17 protein-coding genes are annotated in these 19,323 nt (G+C 74.6%); 9 read left to right on the plus strand and 8 right to left on the minus strand.

Features of this window, described 5'->3' with window-relative positions:
* Together ABQ292_RS21405 and ABQ292_RS21410 are read right to left on the minus strand one after the other, a co-directional pair.
* A partial coding sequence (locus tag ABQ292_RS21405) for a PH domain-containing protein (RefSeq protein ID WP_369209735.1) occupies positions 1-1,052 on the minus strand: 1,052 nt, incomplete at its 3' end.
* Positions 1,049-1,564: a PH domain-containing protein gene (locus ABQ292_RS21410; RefSeq protein ID WP_369209736.1), complete on the minus strand. Its 516-nt coding sequence runs from the start codon at positions 1,562-1,564 to the stop codon at positions 1,049-1,051. The genes ABQ292_RS21410 and ABQ292_RS21405, both read right to left, overlap by 4 nt.
* 68 nt (positions 1,565-1,632) lie before the next feature.
* Between ABQ292_RS21410 and ABQ292_RS21415 the strand changes: the two genes are divergently transcribed.
* The 7 genes from ABQ292_RS21415 (at position 1,633) to ABQ292_RS21445 (ending at position 9,716) form a co-directional block, all read left to right on the plus strand.
* Positions 1,633-1,962 (plus strand): rhodanese-like domain-containing protein, encoded by a 330-nt coding sequence (locus tag ABQ292_RS21415; RefSeq protein WP_369209751.1) that lies wholly within the window; start codon positions 1,633-1,635, stop codon positions 1,960-1,962.
* Between the two features lie 405 nt (positions 1,963-2,367).
* Positions 2,368-2,868, plus strand: coding sequence for a GtrA family protein (locus ABQ292_RS21420; RefSeq protein ID WP_369209737.1), 501 nt, complete (start codon positions 2,368-2,370; stop codon positions 2,866-2,868).
* A 53-nt stretch (positions 2,869-2,921) separates the two neighbouring features.
* Positions 2,922-3,650 carry a dolichyl-phosphate beta-glucosyltransferase gene (locus ABQ292_RS21425; RefSeq protein WP_369209738.1) on the plus strand — a complete coding sequence of 243 codons (729 nt, stop codon included), beginning with the start codon at positions 2,922-2,924 and terminating at the stop codon, positions 3,648-3,650.
* Positions 3,647-5,137, plus strand: a complete 1,491-nt coding sequence (locus tag ABQ292_RS21430) for a glycosyltransferase family 4 protein (RefSeq protein WP_369209739.1) — start codon at positions 3,647-3,649, stop codon at positions 5,135-5,137. Before ABQ292_RS21425 ends, ABQ292_RS21430 begins: the two co-directional genes overlap by 4 nt.
* A complete protein-coding gene (locus ABQ292_RS21435; protein ID WP_369209740.1) occupies positions 5,127-6,434 on the plus strand; it encodes a family 8 glycosyl hydrolase in 1,308 nt (435 codons plus the stop codon). The genes ABQ292_RS21430 and ABQ292_RS21435 overlap by 11 nt, the downstream gene beginning before the upstream one ends.
* An 8-nt stretch (positions 6,435-6,442) precedes the next feature.
* Positions 6,443-8,104 carry a glycosyltransferase gene (locus tag ABQ292_RS21440; RefSeq protein WP_369209741.1) on the plus strand — a complete coding sequence of 554 codons (1,662 nt, stop codon included), beginning with the start codon at positions 6,443-6,445 and terminating at the stop codon, positions 8,102-8,104.
* Between the two features lie 16 nt (positions 8,105-8,120).
* Positions 8,121-9,716, plus strand: coding sequence for a glycosyltransferase family 39 protein (locus ABQ292_RS21445; RefSeq protein WP_369209742.1), 1,596 nt, complete (start codon positions 8,121-8,123; stop codon positions 9,714-9,716).
* 3 nt (positions 9,717-9,719) lie between these two features.
* On the opposite strand, the gene ABQ292_RS21450 is transcribed toward ABQ292_RS21445, so the two are convergent.
* The 4 genes from ABQ292_RS21450 to ABQ292_RS21465 form a co-directional block, all read right to left on the minus strand.
* On the minus strand, positions 9,720-10,979 hold the full coding sequence (locus tag ABQ292_RS21450) for a glycoside hydrolase family 6 protein (protein ID WP_369209743.1): 1,260 nt from the start codon (positions 10,977-10,979) through the stop codon (positions 9,720-9,722).
* A gap of 113 nt (positions 10,980-11,092) precedes the next feature.
* Positions 11,093-12,709, minus strand: a complete 1,617-nt coding sequence (locus tag ABQ292_RS21455) for a long-chain fatty acid--CoA ligase (RefSeq protein ID WP_369209744.1) — start codon at positions 12,707-12,709, stop codon at positions 11,093-11,095.
* A gap of 25 nt (positions 12,710-12,734) precedes the next feature.
* The gene (locus ABQ292_RS21460) at positions 12,735-13,418 is read right to left on the minus strand and encodes a DNA alkylation repair protein (RefSeq protein ID WP_369209745.1); all 684 of its coding nucleotides are present in this window, start codon (positions 13,416-13,418) and stop codon (positions 12,735-12,737) included.
* Positions 13,418-14,614, minus strand: a complete 1,197-nt coding sequence (locus ABQ292_RS21465; RefSeq protein ID WP_369209746.1) for a cytochrome P450 — start codon at positions 14,612-14,614, stop codon at positions 13,418-13,420. The genes ABQ292_RS21460 and ABQ292_RS21465 overlap by 1 nt, the downstream gene beginning before the upstream one ends.
* A gap of 56 nt (positions 14,615-14,670) precedes the next feature.
* On the opposite strand from ABQ292_RS21465, the gene ABQ292_RS21470 reads away from it, so the two are divergent.
* A complete protein-coding gene (locus tag ABQ292_RS21470) occupies positions 14,671-15,603 on the plus strand; it encodes a DUF5926 family protein (protein ID WP_369209747.1) in 933 nt (310 codons plus the stop codon).
* Positions 15,604-15,814: 211 nt separating this feature from the next.
* Here the strand turns inward: ABQ292_RS21470 and ABQ292_RS21475 are convergent, their stop codons facing one another.
* Positions 15,815-17,035 carry an arginine deiminase gene (locus tag ABQ292_RS21475; protein WP_369209748.1) on the minus strand — a complete coding sequence of 407 codons (1,221 nt, stop codon included), beginning with the start codon at positions 17,033-17,035 and terminating at the stop codon, positions 15,815-15,817.
* Between the two features lie 120 nt (positions 17,036-17,155).
* Between ABQ292_RS21475 and ABQ292_RS21480 the strand changes: the two genes are divergently transcribed.
* Complete coding sequence (locus tag ABQ292_RS21480) at positions 17,156-17,923, plus strand: SDR family oxidoreductase (protein WP_369209749.1); 768 nt, start codon at positions 17,156-17,158, stop codon at positions 17,921-17,923.
* Between the two features lie 12 nt (positions 17,924-17,935).
* Here the strand turns inward: ABQ292_RS21480 and ABQ292_RS21485 are convergent.
* Positions 17,936-19,323, minus strand: a 1,388-nt coding sequence (locus ABQ292_RS21485; protein ID WP_369209750.1) for an ATP-binding protein, incomplete at its 5' end; no start/stop codon positions are given.

A 19,323-nucleotide genomic window follows, 5' to 3' on the forward strand; every position in this document is an offset into this window, starting at 1 on the left:
ACCAGCACACCGAGCAGCCGCACGGCCTCGGCGCGCGGCCCCAGCGGCAGCAGCTGTCCCCGGCGGTTGGCCGCGCCCAGGCCGGTGACCAGCGCGTTGACGCGGGCGGCGCGCACCAGGCGCATGCCCAGGCCCTCCGCCAGCGTGCCGCCGCGGACGCGGTCGACCTCGAGCTCGGTGTGCCGGCGGGTGACCAGCCCGCGGACGGCGACCAGCGAGCCTCCGCGGCGCACCAGCCGGAAACCCCAGTTGACCACCGCGGCGCCCAGGACGGCCCCCGCGGCGAGCAGCAGCAGCGCGGCGAGGACGGTGACGGCGAGGACACGGGCGTCGGACAGGTCGGGGCCGGTGAGGTCGGGCTGCAGGTCGCGCGGCAGCTCCTGCAGCAGCCGGGACAGCGCGCCGACCCCGGCCAGCGGCACCGCGAGGTAGCCGGCCACCAGCGGCGCGTACAGCAGCCAGCGCGGGGAGAAGCGTGCCAGCTCCACCTCCGCCGGCGCCTCCCCCGCCGGCAGTGGGGCGGACGGGTCCGTCCCGCCGGGGCCGACCGTGCGTCGGTGGGTGAGCACGGAGGCCCGCAGCCGGTCGCCCTCGGCGCGCGGGACGCCGTCGACGACGACCTCCTCGTCACCTCCGGTCATCGACCCGGCGGCGGCGTCGACACGCACCCGCACCAGGCCGAACAGGCGGTGCAGCGCCGGCGCCTCGACCTCCACGCCGCGGATGCGGTCGTTGGGCACCGTGCGCACCGAGCGGGCGAGCAGGCCGCGGGTGACCACGACCGCCGCCGGGGTGTCGGCGTAGGTGGTCCGCCACCACGACAGCGCGGCGAACAGCAGCGACAGCGCCGTCACCACCCCGACCAGGGCGGCGACCACCCCCGGGCCGTCGGGCCCGACCGCGGCGATGATCGGGATGGCCGCGGGCACCACCTGCCGGGCCTGCCGGAACGTCACCGTGTGCACCAGCACGATGCGCGGCGAGCTGCGGCGGGCCCCGGGCGGCGGCGCGCCCACCGGGGCGGGGGGCAGTGGCGTGCCGGGGACGGTCACGTGGCCTCGTCGCGGACCTGCTCGGCCCGGCGGGCGAGGTCGTCGGCCACCCGCTCGGCGATGGCGACCTCCAGGTGCGGCACGCGCACGGTGCCCTGCGAGGAGGCGGTGAGCACCGCGACGCTGGCCAGGCCGTACATCTGCTGGAGGACGCCGCGGGTGACGTCGACGGTCTGGATCCGCGCGACCGGCACCAGCGTCCAGGTGCGGGTCAGCCAGCCGGTGAGGGCGTGCACGGTCTCCGCGGTGACCTCCCAGCGGTGCACCCGGTAGCGGATCCACGGCCGGACGCCGACGGCCACCACCGCGTAGACGGCGACCAGGGTGGGCAGCAGCCAGCGCAGCACGGGCACCGGGCCGCCCGCCGACGTCGGCACGGTCAGCACCGCGACCGCCACGAGGGCGCCGTAGACCAGCGTGCCGATGACGCCCTCGGTGACCCAGAGCCAGATCGCCGAGCGGGACACCGACCAGGCCGGCTCGCGGACCGGGGGCGCGGGAGGAGCGGACATCGCCGTCCATCCTCCCAGTCCGCGAGAGGGGTGGCGCGCACCTGCCGGGCTGCCAGGATGGGTGCGTGATGCCCCAGCAGGTCCCGACCGTGCCCGCCGCCGAGGTGCCCGAGGACGCCGTGCTCCTCGACGTCCGCGAGGACGGGGAGTGGGTCGCCGGCCACGCCGAGGGCGCCACCCACATCCCGATGGGCGACGTCCCGGCCCGGCTCGACGAGGTCCCCGAGGGTGATCCGCTCTACGTCGTCTGCCGCAGCGGCGGCCGCTCGGCTCGGGTGGCGGCCTGGCTCAACCAGAACGGCTACGACGCGGTGAACGTCGGCGGCGGGATGGGCGAGTGGGAGACGGCCGGCCGGCCGCTGGTGAGCGAGACCGGCCAGCCGCCGACCGTCGTCTGAGGTCGACCCCGGCGCGGCTCGCCGTGCAGGCGTCGCATCGGTGCCGCGGGAACGGACGCAGGTGCCTGCTCACCGGCCGCCCGCCGGGATCGTTACCTGAGCGTTATAGAAGTCTTGAGCACTTCGGTGACGCGAGGCCCTGAGCAGCGCGGATGCCCCGACCCGGCGCACTCCGCCGGAGGCCGGCAGCGAGCAGTGGGGTCTAAACGTGTGTCACACCATCGAATTGCGTGCGATTCGGTCACCGTACGTGTAGAGGTCCGTGCGTCCCGCGCACGGAGTCGGGAGGCCGGGGCGGGGCCTCCTGAACGGACGTAACTTGGCGCCCGTACCACGTGGGGGGGTGCTCAACGGTTCGCGTGCTCCTGGACGTCTGGCGGTTCCGCCTGATCGAGGAGTACTCGCATGTTGCACGCTCTCTGGCATGCCCGTAGCGCACGGTTCGCCGTCGTCGGGCTGGCGATCACGGCGCTCCACCTGGCCGTCTTCCGGCTCGTCTCGCCGCGGGTGGTGCCCGAGGTCGCCAACGTCGTCGCGTTCCTGACCGCGACCCAGGTCAACTTCGTCCTCAGCTACTTCTGGACCTGGTCCGTACGGCGTCCCGTCGGTCAGGAGACGGTCGGCCACGTCCTCCGCCGCGCGGTCCTCTTCAACGGCTCGGCGCTCCTGGGCTTCGGTGTGAACGCGGCGGTCTTCTCGACGGCCCACCGGCTCGCCGGGGTCCCGCCCTTCCAGAGCGCGGTCGTGGCGACCACCGCCAGTGCGGCCGCGACCTTCCTCCTGAGCTCCCGTGTCGTCTTCGCCCGCCGGCCGGTCCTCGACGGCGGTGCCGCCGAGGTCCAGGACCGCCCGGAGCACGGGGCGCTGCGCGCTCCTGAGCCCACCAGGGAGTGGGAGCGCACGTGAACCCCCCGTCGACCTCCTGCTCCGTCCCCCCGTCCGTGGAAGGAACCACACCCGTGGACCAGTCGCCTGATCTCGACGTCGTCGTACCCGCCTACAACGAGGAGGCGCGGCTCGGCGCGACGCTGCGCGCCCTCACCGCCCACACCGCGACCCTGCCCCTGAGCGTCCAGGTCACCGTGGTCGACAACGGCTCGGTCGACCGATCCGCCGAGGTGGTCGACGAGGTGGCGCGGCGCCGTCCGGAGAACACGACGCTGCGGCTCATCGGGTGCTCGCGCCAGGGCAAGGGAGCAGCGGTGCGCCGCGGCCTCCTGGCCAGCACCGCGAGGTGGCGGGGCTTCTGCGACGCGGACCTGTCCACGCCGCCACAGGCCCTCACCGAAGTCATCGGCCACCTGGAGCGGGGAGCGCCCGTCGTCATCGGCTCGCGGCGTGCCCCCGGGGCGAGCTACGCCGTGCCGCAGCCCCTGGTCCGCCGGCTCGGCTCGTCCACCTTCCGGATGCTGACGCGGCCGCTCGTCGGCGACATCGCCGACACCCAGTGCGGCTTCAAGTTCTTCTCCGCCCAGGCCGCCGAGCAGATCTTCCGCCGCGTGACCGCCAACGGCTTCGCCTTCGACGTCGAGGTGCTCGCGGTGGCCGCCCGCCTCGGCCTGCCCGTCACCGAGGTGCCGGTCCGGTGGACCGACCAGGACGGCTCCTCCTTCCACGTGTGGACGCACGGGAAGCGGGTCGTCTCCGAGGTGTTCGCGGTGCACGCGTCGCTGGCGAGGATGTCGTGACGCGGACGGGACGGGACCGCCTGGTCGTGCTGAACTGGCGGGACCGGCAGCACCCGGCGGCCGGTGGTGCCGAGCTCTACTGCGAGCGCGTCGCCCGCGAGCTCGCGCGGCGCGGCCGCGACGTCGTCCTGGTGACCAGCCGCCCGTCGGGCACCACGGCCCGCGAGAGCATCGACGGCTACTGCGTCCGGCGGCTCGGCGGGTGGTGGAGCATCTACCCCCTGGCCCTGCTGTGGCTGCTCCGGCACCGCCGGTCGGTCGGCGCGGTGCTCGACTCCCAGAACGGCATCCCGTTCTTCAGCCCGCTGGTCGTCGGGCGCCGCACCCCGGTGGTCCTCCTGGTGCACCACGTGCACCAGGACCTCTTCGGAGAGGCGCTGCCCCCGCCGGCCGCCCGGTTGGCGCGGTGGCTGGAGGGTCCCGCCAGCCGTCGGGTGTACCGGCGCCGGACCGTGGTCGTGCTCTCCCCGTCGGCGCGGACGCAGGTCCGGCGACGGCTGCGCCTCGACGGCGCCGTCCGGGTGGTGCCCACCGGCGCCGACACCCTGGGTCTGCGGGGCGCGCGCTCGGCCGCCCCGCGCATCGTCGTGGTGGGCCGCCTGACGCGGCACAAGCGCCTCGACTCGCTGGTCGACGCCATGGCCGAGGTCCAGCGCCGGCTGCCCGACGCCGAGCTGCACCTCGTCGGCAAGGGCCCGGCGCGCCGTGAGCTGGAGGAGCGCGCCCGGGCCACCGGTGCACGGGCGGTCTTCCACGGCCGCCTCCCCGACGCCGAGCGCGATGCGCTCCTCAGCACCGCCTGGCTGACGGTCAGTGCCTCCGACGGAGGGGACTGGGCCGTCTCGCTGGTCGAGGCCAACGCCGCGGGCGTGCCCGCACTGGCCCGGCGGGTCAGCGGTCTGCGGGACACCGTCCGCCACGGCGAGACCGGGTGGCTCGTCGACGGCTCGCCCGACGCGCTCGCCGAGGCCGTCGTCCGGGCGCTGGCCACCCTCACCGACCCGGCCGTCGCCGCGACCCTGGCCGAGCGGGCGCGGGCGTGGGCCGACGGCTTCACCTGGGCCCGGACGGCGGACGGCGTGCAGCAGGCGCTCGCCTTCGAGAGCGCCCGTCTGGATCGCCAGCTGCACGGCTTCCGGGAGAGGCGGACGGGCAACGACCTGATGGTCGTCCTCAGCGTCCGCGAGGCCTCCCTGGCCGAGGGCTGGCAGTCGGTGCGGCGGGCGGGGGACGTCTGGCTCTCCGACGGGACCACCGTGCGCGCGCTGCTCGCCGGCGCGGACGAGGGCGACGTCGACACCGTCCTCGCGCGGGTCGGGGTCGACCGCGACGACCCCTCCATCAGCGTGCTCGTGGCCCGGCACGCCGACCTCCTGGGCGGCCGTCGCCTGCTCGGCGAGCAGGCCGTCGACTTGGTCGAGGTCGCGCGTCAGCCCGTCACCCCCTCACCACAGCGCAGCGCGACCGGAGGACGGCATGCAGCTTGACCAGCGGGTCGACCCGGACGTGCGTCCGGCTGACGACCTCCCCGGCGACCGGGCGAGCGGGCGCAGCGGTGCGCGCCACCGGCGCGGCATCGCCGTCGTCCTCGTCGTGGCCGTGCTGCTGGGCCTCGTGGGCTACCTGCGGTACGGCGACGACGTCCAGCGGGCCGCCCGGGCGATCACGGCCGACGAGCCCATGGTCGTCTCCGAGCAGACGATGCTGACCGACCTGTGGGAGGTCTACAAGGACACCTACCTGGAGGCGGGCAGCCGCCGCACGATGGACCTCCAGAACGGCGGGATCACCACCTCCGAGGGCCAGAGCTACTCGATGCTGCGTGCCGTCTGGATGGACGACCAGCAGACCTTCGCCGAGAGCTGGCAGTGGACGAAGGACAACCTCCAGCGGGAGGACTCCCTCGTGTCCTGGCGGTTCGGCCCGCGCCCCGACGGCTCCTACGGCGTCCAGACCGAGCTCGGCGGGGACAACATCGCGACCGATGCCGACGTGGACATCGCCTTCGCCCTGCTGATGGCCTACTCGCGCTGGAAGCAGGACGACTACCTGTACGACGCCCTCCCCGTCATCGACGGCATCTGGGAGAAGGCGGTCGTCCAGGTCCAGGGCGAGCCGGTCCTCGTGGCCAACGACGTGGAGCGGCTGAACCGCCAGGAGGTGCTGGTCAACCCGTCGTACGTCGCCCCGTACGCCTACCGCGTCTTCGCCCAGGTGGACCCGGACCCGGAGCACGACTGGCCGGGTCTGGTGGACAACTCCTACGCCCTGCTCGAGGAGCTCAACCGGCAGCCGCTGGACGCCGGCCGGGCCGCCGGCCTGCCGCCCGACTGGGTCCTCCTCGACCGCCGCACCGGCGAGTTCCGCGCGCCGGACGGTGACCTGACGACGCGCTTCAGCTACGACGCCCTGCGCCTGCCGTGGCGGCTGGCCCTCGACTCCCGCTGGTACGGGGAGGAGCGCGCCCGGCAGCTCCTGGAGCGCGAGGCCCTGCTGGCCCGGCGGTGGTCCGACGACCAGCGCCTGGTGGCGAGCTACGACCGGGACGGCACGCCCGCCGCCGACTACGAGGCGCCGGCGCTCTACGGAGGGGCGATGGGCTACTTCACCGTCGTCCAGCCCGAGCTGGCCGACGAGGTGTACGCCGAGGAGCTCCTCCCGCTCTACGACGTGGACACCAACGACGTCGCCCAGCCGCTCGGCTACTACGACTCCAACTGGGTGTGGTTCGGCATGGCCCTCCACCTGGACCAGCTACCCAACCTGAACGTGACCGAGGAGTGACCCGCACCGTGCCCCCCACCTCCACCTGGCGCGCGACACCCCGCCCGGACACCGAGACCTTCCTGCGGCACGTGCCGAACCGGGGGTTCCTCGTCGCCAACGTCGTGCTGGCCGCCGTCTACACGTTCGTCATCGCCTTCGCGTTCGAGCACGGCAACTGGTTCCTCTTCGCCGCACTGCTCGCCACCGAGCTGTTCCACCTCGTCCAGATCGTCGGCTACTGCTGGACCGTCTGGGGCCGCGACCGGCCCCGGCCCTTCGACGCGGACTTCCACGCGCCGGTCGACGTCTTCATCACCGTCTGCGGTGAGCCGGTCGACATCGTCCGCGAGACGACCAGGGCCGCTCTCGCCATGCGCTATCCGGTCCCCTTCACCGTGTTCCTGCTCAACGACGGGCTGGTCGCCGGCAAGGAGGACTGGCGGGAGATCGAGGTGCTGGCCGACGAGCTCGGCGCCCGGTGCCTCACGCGGGTGACCCCCGGCGGCGCCAAGGCCGGGAACATCAACCACGCACTCTCCCGGACCACCAGCCCCTACTTCGTCGTCTTCGACGCCGACCACGTGCCCCACGCCGACTTCCTCACCGAGGTCATGGGGTACTTCGTCGACGACCGCACGGGCTTCGTCCAGACGCCGCAGTTCTACGCGAACCAGGACCAGAACCGCGTCACGCGTGTGGCCTGGGACCAGCAGACGCTGTTCTTCGGCCCGATCATGGCCGGCAAGAGCCGGCTCGACGCGGCGTTCATGTGCGGGACCAACATGGCCGTGCGGCGCAGTGCCATCGCCGACGCCGGCGGGATGTGCGAGTTCAACATCGCCGAGGACTTCCTCACCTCGCTGTTCATGCACGAGCGGGGATGGCGGAGCGTCTACGTGCCGAAGGTCCTCGCCGAGGGTCTGGCACCCGACGACTTCCTCAACTACTACAAGCAGCAGTACCGCTGGACGCGCGGCAGCCTCGAGGTGATCTTCAAGTACAACCCGCTGCTGCGGCGGGGCCTGAGCACGAGCCAGAAGCTGCAGTACCTGCTCTCGGCCAGCTACTACCTCTCCGGCTCGGTCATCGTCCTCGACGCGCTGCTGCCGCTGGTCTTCCTGCTCACCGGGGAGACGCCGGTCGTCACGTCGACGATGACCCTGGCCCTGGTCTTCGTGCCCTACATGTGGATCAACCTCTACGTGCTGCAGCGGACCAGCAACTTCGCCTACAGCTACCAGGCCATCGCCTTCTCGCTGAGCGCGTGGTGGCTGCAGATCACCGCCATGGTCGCGGTGCTGGCCAACCGGAAGACGTCCTTCGCCGTCACGAGCAAGTCCACGCACGACGGCGCGCGCCCCAACTTCCTGCGCCTGGTCGTGCCGCAGCTGGTCTACGCCGCCCTCGCCGCCGTCGCCCTCGCGGTGGGGGCGGTCCGGGAGGGGGCCAGCGCCTCGCTGGTGGCCAACGTGGCCTGGCTCACCGTGCACCTGGCCATCGCCGTCCCCTTCGTCGTGGCGGCCTCGCCGTCCCGCGCGCCGCGCAAGCGCCGGCACGTCACCCCCGCCGCGCCCACCGCGCCGGTCGCCGACCTGCTCCCGCCCGTGCGCCCGATGGCCCCGGGCGGGCTGGTGGCGACGCGACCCGTCCCGTCGGTCGAGCCGGCCCTCCAGCCGGTCCACGACTGAGCCGCCGAGGAGCTCCGTGTCCATCACCGACCTGCTGCGCGAGGCGCCGCCCGCGACCGCCCCGGCGCACGCCGTGCGCCGCGGGCAGCACCGGCCGCCGCCCCGCCACGACCTGCGCCGGGTGGTGCGGCCGGCCGCCGTGGCCGCCGTCCACCTGCTGTGCCTCGGCGTCGTCGTCCTGGCGTCCCGGGCCTCGTTCCTCCGCAACAGCATCCGCCTCGACGAGGCGCAGAGCCTGTGGCAGACCGACCGCAGCTACGAGGCGCTCCTGCAGCTCGTGGCCAGGGACGTCCACGTGCCGCTGTACCACGTCCTCCTCCGGACCTGGCGGCTCGCGCTCGGCCCGGACGTGGAGACGGCGCGGCTGCTGTCGCTGGTCTTCCTCCTCGCGTCCGTCCCGGTGTTCTACCTCGTCGCGCGCCGGAGCCTGAGCACGCCGTGGGCGCTGTTCGCCCTCGTCGTCTTCAGCTGCTCGCCCTTCCTGCTGTGGTACGGCAACGAGGCGCGGATGTACTCGATGCTGGTCTTCGTCACCCTGGTGAGCCAGTACTGCTTCCTGAGGATCGTCACCGGCGGCGGCAACGCCGCGTGGGCCGGGTACGCCGCCTCGGCCGTCGTCGGGGTCTACACCCACTACTTCTTCGTCCTCGTCCTGGTGGCGCAGGGGCTGTTCCTGCTGGGGGCGTGGCGGCGGCTGCCGTGGGGGACGTTCGTCCGGATGGCCGGGGTCGCCGTGGTCGTCGGCGCCGCCTTCCTGCCGTGGTTCCTGTACTTCCGCGCCAGCGGGTCGGCCTCCGACACCCGGCCCAACCTCCCGGCGCCGTCGTCGATCGACTACTCGAACGTCTACTCGCAGTTCCTCTTCGGGTTCCAGAGTGAGGCGATCAACACGGCCGTGTCGTCGACCTGGCCCCTCCTGGTGCTCGCCGCGCTGGCCAGCGTCCGGGCCGGCGCGAAGCTCGACCGGGCGACGTCGTACCTGGTCGTGGCCGCCTTCGTGCCGGTGCTGATGGCCTTCGTGGTCAGCCACCTGGTGACGCCGTTCTTTCTGAGCCGCTACATGATCGCGGCGCTGCCGGCCCTCCTGGTGCTCGTGGTGCGCTTCCTCAGCAGCCTGACGGCGCCGGTGGCCCGGAGCCTGGCCACCGTCCTGCTGGCCGTCACCATCGGCGGCACCGTCGTGCAGGTCGTGGACCCCGGGACGCCCGTGCGGGAGGACTACCGGGAGGCCGCGCAGCTGGCCGAGGCACAGGCCCGGCCGCAGGACGTCGTGGTCCTCAGCTCGCCCTTCACGGTCTACCCGTTCGAGTACTACTACGACGGGGCCGCGCGGGTGACCACGCTGCCGATCTGGGACCGCTCGGGTCCGATGCCTCCCTTCGACGCCGACCAGCTCCCGCTGGAGGTCGAGTCCCTCGCCGACGGGCACCAGTACGTCTACCTCCTGCTGAGCTACGACCAGGGGTACGAGGAGGACGTCTTCCAGTACTTCCAGCGCAACTTCGAGCAGACCGCGGCCTACACGCCGTCCGCGGGGATGCGGCTGCTGGTGTACCGGGTCGGCTACAGCGAGGCGCTCCCCGCGGGCGAGCTCGCCCGGGTGGGCGGCTGACCGCTATGCCGCTGCGCGCATGAGCGCGACCGCGTAGGAGGGCCAGAAGGTGCCGGCCGCCGGGCCGCCGTTGCAGGTGCCGTCGGACTCGCCGGGGGTCTTCACCCACAGGTAGGCGTCGACCCGGAGCTGTCCGGTCGAGCCGGTGGGGCGCTGGCCGACGGCGCGGCCGGGCGGGTTGCACCAGTCGCTGCCCGGCCCGTTGCCGTTGCGGCTGGTGTCCACGACGAAGTGCACGCCGCCCAGCAGGGACGACACCTGCTGGCCGTAGGTCACGTTGCTCGCCGTCGTGTGGAAGTTCGAGACGTTGAGCGCGAACCCGTCCGCGCCGGTGGCGCCGGCCGCGCGCAGCCGGTCGGCCATCGTGGCGGCGTCGACCCAGGTGGAGTGCCCGGCGTCGAGGTAGGTGTGCGTGCCGGGGTTGCGCTCGAGCACCTCGACGGCGGCGCGCAGCATCGCCGTCCGCGCGGCCGGGTCGCCGCAGAGCTGGGCGAGCGCGTCCGGCTCCACGACCACGACCACCTCCGCGCTGCCGATGCCGCCGGCGATGCCCCGGACCCACTGGTCGTACTGCGCGGCGGAGTCGACGCCGCCCGAGGAGTACCCGCCGCAGTCGCGGCCCGGGATGTTGTACGCGACGAACACCGGCACGCGGCCGGCCGCGCGGGCGTCGGCGACCACGCGGCTCACCGTCGCCGTGACGTCGCCGCTCCACGACCCCAGCCAGGTGGCGGTGGGGACCCCGGCGAGTTCCCGGAGCAGGGCCGCGTCCTCGGGGCTGGTGCCCGGCTGCGCCGCGGCTGCGGCCGCGCCGGCGTTCGTGCCGTGGAAGGTGTCCCCGGCGAGCGGGCTGTCCGTCGTCGTGGGGGCCGTCGTCGTGGGGGCCGTCGTCGTGGGGGCCGTCGTCGTGGGGGCCGTCGTCGTGGGGGCCGTCGTCGTGGGGGCCGTCGTCGTGGGGGCCGTCGTCGTCCCGGTCGGGATGGTGGGGACCGGCCGGCGGGGCTTCGTCAGGAGGGCCGTCGCGGTCGCGGCCCGTTCGCTCAGCACCTGCTCCGCGCCCGGCCCCGGCGTGGGCGCCCCGGCAGCGGTCAGCGAGGGCGCGACCAGCCCGGCGCCGATCACCGCAGCGGCGACACCGGAGGTCCACAGCCACCGCCGGGGCGAGCCCGCCCGGGACCGGCCGGCGACGGACGGCCTCGAACCGCGGCCGGGCCGGTCGTCGGTCAGCCGATCGGATCGGTCTCCTGGCGGGACGGAAGCCATGCACGCACGGTAGTTGGACGCCTTCCCTCAGTCAGTACCGCCCCCGTGCGAGCGGGCGTGTCACTCCCCTGTCACCGGGGAGCGGGGGCCCGGGACCCGGGCCTCCGCCGTCCTCACTGCTTGGTCACGTACTCCGCGAAGCGGCTGCGCAGGTCCTTCTTGGAGAACTTGCCGACGCTGGTCTTGGGCACCTCGTCGATGAACTCGACGCCCTCGGGCATCCACCACTTGGCCACCTGCGGCTTGAGGTGCTCGAGGATCTCCTCCTCGGTCGCCGTCTCGCCCTCCTTGAGGACGACACAGGCCAGCGGCCGCTCGTCCCACTTCGGGTGCGGGATGCCGACGACCGCGGCCTCCTTGACCTTCGGGTGGCTCATGATCGCGTTCTCGAGGTCCACCGAGCTGATCCACTCGCCGCCGGACTTGATGAGGTCCTTGGTGCGGTCGGCGATCCGGATGTTGCCGTCCGGGGACATCGCGGCGACGTCCCCGGTCTTCATCCAGCCGTCCGGAGTCGTCAGCTCCACCCCCGCGTCCGGGTTGTAGTAGGCCGCGGCGCACCACGGGCCGCGCACCTGCAGCTCGCCGGTGGCCTCGTCGTCCCAGGGCTGTTCCTCGAGGGTGTCGGCGTCGACGATCCGGGCTTCCACACCCAGGAACGGGATGCCGGCCCGCGCCCGCCAGGCGGCCCTGGCCTCGTCGTCGGCGTCCTCGAAGCGCGGCGGCAGGATGCCGGAGGAGGCGACCGGGTGGGTCTCGGTCATGCCCCACGCCTGCAGGATCGGCAGGCCCACCTGCTCCCGGTACGCCTCGGAGAGTGCCTTGGGCACCGCCGAGCCACCGCAGCCGATCTCCCGCAGCTTGTGGGGCCGGCCGGCCAGGTGCGGCAGCACCCCCTGCCAGATGGTCGGGACGCCGGCGGTGAAGGTGACGCCCTCCTCGACGATCAGGTCGGCGAGCGCCTTGGGCTGCATCATCGAGGCGGGCATGATCATGGCCGCGCCGGCGGCCGGACCGGCGTGCGCGATCCCCCAGGCGTTGGCGTGGAACATCGGCACGACCGGCATCGCGGCGTCCCGGACGCTGAGCCCGAAGGCGTTCGGCGAGATCACGCCCATCGTGTGCAGGTAGGTCGAGCGGTGGGAGTACACGACGCCCTTGGGGTTGCCGGTCGTGCCGCTCGTGTAGCACATGTAGGCCGCCGAGCCCTCGTCGGTGATGTGGAAGTCGACCGCTTGCGCGTCGGCCAGCAGCGTCTCGTAGTCGAGCACCCGCGGGTCGTCGGGGACCTCGTTGTCACCGCCGTCGTCCATCACGACCACGTGCTGGACGGTCTTCATGGTGTCGATCAGCGGCCACAGCAGGTGCAGGACGGTGCGGTCGACGAAGACGACCTCGTCCTCGGCGTGGTTGGCGATGTAGGTCAGCTGCTCGGGGAACAGCCGGATGTTCAGTGTGTGCACCACGCGGCCGCTGCAGGGGCCGGCGAAGTACAGCTCCAGGTGTCGCTGGCTGTTCCACCCGAAGGTGCCGATCCGGCCGTCGGCGGAGATGCCGAGGGTGTCGAAGACGCCGCCGAGCCGCCTGGTCCGCTGGGCCCACTCGGCGTAGGTGGACCTGCTCCTGCCGGCCGGGCCGTCGGTGACGATCGGGACGTCACCGTGGTGCTGCTCGGCGTGCCGGAAGATCGTGTCGATGGTGAGGGGGACGTCCTGCATCAACCCGCGCATGGCCGCATCGTGCCAGTGACCGCGCTCACGTTCTACCGGGGCGCCGTTCCAGCTCCCGCAGGGCGTCGGCGCCGACCCAGCGGGCGCCCCGGCCCCGCGACCTCAGCTCCTGCGCCGTCTCGACCGCGCGGGCGTGCAGGCCGGGGCTGCGCTTGCCGATCTGCCGCAGCGCCCAGCTCGCACCCTTCCGGACGATCGGCCGGTCGTCGTCCGCCCGCTCGGCGACCGCGCGCAGGAACGGCTCGAACCGGTCGTCGTCCGACCGCGCGTCCGCCACCGCGAGCCCGGCCATGACGGCGAACCCGGCCCGCTTGACGAACGGCTCCGGGCGCCCGCTCCACTCCAGCGCCCGGGCCCAGGCGAACGGGGTGTGCCGCACGAGGTTCTGGCAGACCTGGTCGCACACGTCCCACGAGTCGAAGCCGGCCGCCCACTCGTCGAGCTGCCGCTCGTCCACCGCTCCCGGTTCCTCGACCAGGCTGGCCAGGATGCGGGCCTCGTGGACGCCGGAGCTCCACAGCCCCGCGGCCAGCTCGTGCGAGCGGCCCAGCTCCTTCGCCAGCGCGCGCAGCTCGGCGACGGTCACGCCTGACACGTCCGCGCCGCCGACGCCGTGGCGGGCCATCCCCTCCAGCCGTGCCGGGTCGGCCAGCCCACGCAGCCGGCCGAGCACGTCGGCGGTGTGGGCCGCCCCCGGGCTGCCGTCCACTACCGGGTCAGGACGACGGGCAGCTCGGCCAGGCCGCGGATGACGAACTCCGGACGGCGCCGTGCGGGCGCGGCCGGCTCGATCGACGACGTCCGCTCCAGCAGCGCGCCGAACGACGCCTGCAGCTCGACGCGGGCCAGCGGGGCGCCGATGCAGAAGTGCACGCCCGCCCCGAAGGAGACGTGCGGGTTGTCGGTGCGGCCGACGTCGAGGGTGTCGGGGTCGGTGAAGACGGCGGGGTCGCGGTTGGCGGACCCGAGCAGGGCGGCGATCTCCTGCCCCTCCCGCACGGTCACCCCGCCGACCTCGACGTCCTCGGTGGCGGTGCGCTCGAACAGCTGCAGCGGTGAGTCGAAGCGCATGAGCTCCTCGACCGCCGTCGGCAGGAGCCCCGGGTCCGCGCGCAGCCGGGCCAGCTGGCCGGGGTGCTCGAGCAGCGCCAGCAGCCCGTTGCCGCTGACGTTGACCGTCGCCTCGTGACCGGCGTTGAGCAGCAGGACGCACGTGGTGACCAGCTCGTCCTCGGTGAGCCGGTCGCCCTCGGCATCGCGCACGGTGACCAGGTGGGTGAGCAGGTCCTCGCCCGGCGCGCGCCGCCGCTCGGCGGCCAGCCCGCGCAGGTAGGCGACGAACTCCGCGGCCGCGCGCTCGGCGGCGTCCTCGACCTGCGTCGTCCGGCCGTACTCGTACATCTTCACGATCGCGTTGGACCACGGCCGCAGCAGCGGACGGTCGGCCGGCGGCACCCCGAGGAGCTCGGCGATCACGGCCACCGGCAGCTCCTCGGCCATCCCCGACAGGACGTCGACCGGCTGCTCACCGGCGGAGCGTTCGACCAGGCCGTCGACCAGGTCCCGCGCGTACGCCTGCACCCACGGCCGCAGCCGCTCGACGTGCCCGCGGGCGAAGGCGGCGCTGACCAGGCGCCGCAGCCGGGTGTGGTCGGGCGGCTCCATCTCGAGGATCGCGTTGCGGTGGATCAGGTTGAAGCTGCCGAAGCGCTCGGCCGGCTCCCGGTCCCGCCAGATCCGGCCCAGCCGCCGGTCGCGCAGGACGGCGTTGCTCTCCGCGTGGGTGAACGCCAGCCACAGGCCGAGCTGCTCGGACCAGTGGACGGGGGCGACCGCGCGGGCGGCGGCGAACGCCGGGTACGGGTCGGCGACGACGGCCGGGTCGGTGGGGTCCAGCGGCGTCACGGCTGCCGAGCCTATGTGGCGCGGACCGCCGCCGGGCCCCACCTACGCTGGGCCGCATGGCCCGATCCGCGACCCGCCGCCGTCCCGCGCCCGCCGCCGAGGGCGCGACCAACCCCAAGGCCCCCTGCCCGTGCGGGTCGGGCCGCCGCTACAAGCACTGCCACGGCTCGGGGTACGCGCCGCCGGTGACCCGCCCGTTCGAGGGCCTGCCCGGCGAGGCCGACTGGGTGGCCCTGCGGGAGCTGGTGCCCGCCGCCACCGCGCCGCTGCGGACGGCGGACGGCCGGCAGGTGACGCTGGCCAGCGTGCTGCCCGGTGGCGCGCCGGCGCTCGTGCGCAGCAACGGCGAGGTCCTGCTCGGCGTCCAGCTGCAGGCCTCCTCCGACGACGTCAGCCGCGACATCGGCACCGCCCTGGCCGCCGCGCTGGAGTCCCCGGCCGGTGCGCCGGTGGACCCGGGCCCGATCGGTGCCGCCGGCTCGGCCGGCCCGCGGCTGCAGGAGCTGCTCGACCTGTCCGCGCCGCTCGAGGTGACCGTGCACGAGGACTTCGGGTTCTGGCTGGAGGGCACCGACGCCGGCCCGGCCGCCCGGGCCGGGCTGGAGCGGGCCAACGAGGCGGTGCTGCCCACCGAGCGGCTCGAGGGGCTCGGGGCGGCCTACTGGGTGCGGCCCGGCAACGAGCGCGCGCACCTGCGCTGGGTGCGCCCCGAGGCCGAGGAGCCGCTGCTCGACGCGCTCGCCCGGCTCTCCGCCTCCGAGCAGCTGCTGCTCGGCGAGGGCACCCGGTACGCCGGGGCCTTCCGCGCCCACGGGCTGGTCGTGCCGGTGTGGGACCTGCCCGCCGACACCCCGGCGCAGGACTGGGCCGGCCCGGCCGCCGAGTTCGGCACCCGGCTGGAGCAGGCGCTGGCCGCCACCGGTGAGCTGAGCGCCGACGAGCGCCGCGCCCGCGCCGGCCTGCTCTCCCGCCAGGTCACGCTCCGCTGACCCGGTGAGGCGGGCCCGGCTCGCCGGACACACCTGCGTGCGGGGCACGAGGGGGCCGGGGTCCGTGTACCGCCGTGAGACGTCGTGCTCTGCCCCGCATGCGGACGAGAGCACGACGTCCGGCAGGGGAGCCCCGGGAGGGGGCCGGGCCGGGCCGGGGTGCGGCCAGGCGGGGCCAGGGCGAGGGCGAGGGCGAGGGCGAGGGGAGTGTCTACAGCGGGTCGCGCGACACGGGGCAGGACATGCACCGGGGCCCGCCGCGGCCGCTGCCCAGCTCCGATCCCGGGATCGGCACCACCTCGATGCCGGCCGCCTCGAGCGCGGCGTTGGTGACGGTGTTGCGCTCGTAGGCCACGGCCAGGCGCGGGGCCAGCGCCAGGGTGTTGTTGCCGTCGTCCCACTGCTCGCGTTCGGCGGTCACCGGGTCCAGGCCGGTGTCGATCACCCGCAGCCGGTCGATCCCCATCGCCGCGGCCGCCGCGACCACGAACGGCCGCGGCCCGGAGACGGCGAGCTCGACGGTGTCGGCGTCGTCCGGGAGCTCGTCGCCGACGGTGACCGTCCAGGCCACCAGGGAGTCCGCGACCGCCGGGTACATGACCATGGCGTCGGCGTCGACCATCGTGGCGATGGTGTCCAGGTGCATGGTCGCCCGCTCCTGGGCGATGGGGACGACGAGCACCGTGTGCGCCAGACCGCGGGCGAACACCCGGCGGGCCAGCCGCTCGGCACCGCCCGGCGTCGTCCGCTCACCGACGCCCACGGCCAGCACCCCGGGGCCCAGCAGCAGGACGTCGCCGCCCTCCAGGTGCTCCAGCGAGGCGTCGTAGAGCTGCCCGGTGCCGGCGAAGCGCGGGTGGTGGGTCGCGACGGCCCGGGTGATCGTGCTCTCCCGGTGCCGCGCCGGCATGGCCAACGAGGTGATCGCCACCTGGTCGCCCACCCACACCGACGAGTCGCGGGTGAACAGCAGGTTGGGCAGCGGCGGGACGACGAAGTCGCCGCGGTCCATGATCTGGTAGGCCAGCCCGCGCCCGCCGCGCAGCTCGTCGTGGGCCAGGCCGGCCATCAGCGTGGTGGCCAGGTCCTGCGGCGCCAGCCCGGACAGGTGGGCCACGGCGGCGCGCTGCAGGGTGGCGCCCAGCCGCGGGTCGTCCACGGCGGCGGCCACCAGCTCCTCGCGCGCCGCGGGCCGGGCGAGCACCTCGGTGAGCAGCGCGTCGAGGTAGAGCACCTCCACGCCGCGGCCGGTCAGCTCGGCGGCGAACGCGTCGTGCTCCTCCTGCGCGCGGGCCACCCACGGGACGCCGTCGAAGAGCAGCTGGTCGTTGTTGCGCGGGGTGAGCCGGCGCAGCTCCGCGCCCGGGCGGTGCAGGACGACCGTCCGCAGCCGGCCGACCTCGCTGGTCGCGCCCACGCGCCGGGGGTCCACGGCACCCGAGGCTGGCACAGCCGGGGGCCCGCTGCCGATCGGGACCACGTGATCGGGCCTGGCTAGGGTGCCGGGGCCGGGGGCCGACGCCGTCCCCACGTCGCTCACGGGAGGCTCCGCGTGGACCTGTTCGACCTCACCGGGAAGGTCGCCGTCGTCACCGGCGGCACCCGCGGCATCGGCCTGATGATGGCTCGCGGCCTGCTGCAGGCCGGCGCCTCGGTCTACGTCTCCTCGCGCAAGCCCGACGCCGGCGAGCAGGCCGCCGCGGAGCTGGCGCGGTTCGGCCGGGTCGAGTCCATCCCGGCCGACGTCTCCACCGAGGCCGAGTGCCTCCGCCTGGCCGAGGAGGTGGGCCGGCGCGAGGAGCGGGTGCACGTGCTGGTCAACAACGCCGGCGCCACCTGGGGCGAGCCGTTCGAGACCTTCCCGGCCTCGGCGTGGGACAAGGTGCTCGACCTCAACGTCAAGGCGCCCTTCTTCCTCACCCGCGCGATGCTCCCGCTGCTCGAGGCCGCGGCCGGCGACGACGACCCGGCGCGCGTGGTCAACGTCGGCAGCATCGACGGACTGCACGTGCCGCAGCTGCCCACCTACTCGTACTCGTCGAGCAAGGCCGCGGTGCACCAGCTGACCCGGCACCTGGCCAAGGAGCTCGGGCCGCGGCGGATCACCGTCAACGCCGTCGCCCCGGGGCCGTTCGAGTCGAAGATGATGGCCGCCACGCTGGCCGCCCGCGGGGACGAGATCGTCGCCAGCTCGCCCCTGGGCCGCATCGGCCGCCCCGACGACATGGCCGGCGTCGTCGTCTACCTGGCCAGCCGGGCCGGCGCCTACGTCACCGGCGCGGTCATCCCGGTCGACGGCGGCCGCGCCACCACCCTCTGAGCGAGGACCCCCTCAGGCGGTGCGGACCGGACGGCGGCGCGGCGGGCGCTGCGCGGCCTCCGCGGGCACCCGCGCCAGGTGCGCCTCGGCCAGCGCCACCTGGTGCGGTGAGCCGACCCGGCGGCCCTGCTCGCGGGCGGCGGTCCACCGGTCGCGCGCGGCCACGGTGTCGCCGGTGTGCTCGGCGATCCGGCCGAGCAGCTCGTCGTAGGCGCCCAGGCTGAAGGCCGGCGTCCCCAACACCGCCTGCCGGCCGCGGAAGGGCAGCAGCTGGACCGTCGCCATCGTCACGTCGGCCTCGTCGCCGAGGTGCAGCGCCGTCTCGGCCTGCAGCAGGACCAGCACGTCGCTGGCCCAGTCGCGGATCTGCGTGCGGCCCCAGCGGGCGCGCAGCCGGCGGGCCTCGGCCGGGTCGCCGGACTCCGCGGCGGCCAGCACCGCCATGAGCTGCAGCAGCGGGTTGCCCTCGTCGCCGGCCCCGACGAGCAGGTCGACCGCCTCGGGCAGCCGGCCGTCCGCGCGGCGCAGCGCGAACAGGTGCGCGGCGTGGGCGTGCCGCGCGTGCGGGGTGACCCGGCGGTACAGCTCGTACGCCTCGGTGGTCAGCTCCTCGGCGCGCGCGGCGTCGCCGGCCAGCCAGGCCGCGCCGGCCTGCTGCCACAGCACGTGCGGGCGCACCTCCGGTCCGGACAGGGCGAACGCCAGCCGCCGCCCGGCCTCCAGGTCGGCCTCGAAGCCGGCCCGGTCGGTGAGGTGCAGCCGGATCGCCGCGCGGTGCAGGCGGGCGTAGAACTCGGTGCGCCGCGGCAGCCCCCGGCCGGCCAGCGCCAGTGCCTCGTCGGTGGCGGCCAGCCGCAGCTCCGCGGCCCCCGGCCGCCCCCACACCGCCAGCGAGTAGTTGTTCAGCACCCGGCCCAGCAGCTCGGGGTCGCCGGCACCGCGGGCCAGCGCGACCGCCCGCTCGGCGTACCGGACGCCGCGCCGCAGGTCCTCGCTGAAGGCCAGCTCCACCCCCAGGGTGCCCAGCAGCCGCGCGGTCAGCCGGTCGCGCTCGGCCTCGCTCGCCGTGCTGGCTCCCCACCCGCCCCTGTCGTCGCGGTGCTCGAGCAGGTCCTCCAGCAGCGCCACCATCCCGGTGTCGACGACGCCGTGCGGCCGCCAGTTCTCCAGTGTGACCGATCCCCACACGGCCGCCGACTCGAGCACGCAGCGCCGGTCACCGAGCTCCTGGGCGACGGCGATGGCCTCGGCCACCACCTCCTGGGCCTCGGTGCGGCGGCCGCTGCGCAGCAGGTCGTTGCCCAGCGCGGTGAGCAGGTCGTGTCGTGTGCGGGCCGCGCCGGGCTGCGCCGGGTCGACCAGCCGCAGCGCCCGTCGGGTGTGCGCGGCCGCCTCGCCGT

Source organism: Geodermatophilus maliterrae (assembly GCF_041018925.1).
Classification (GTDB): Bacteria; Actinomycetota; Actinomycetes; order Mycobacteriales; family Geodermatophilaceae; genus Geodermatophilus; species Geodermatophilus maliterrae.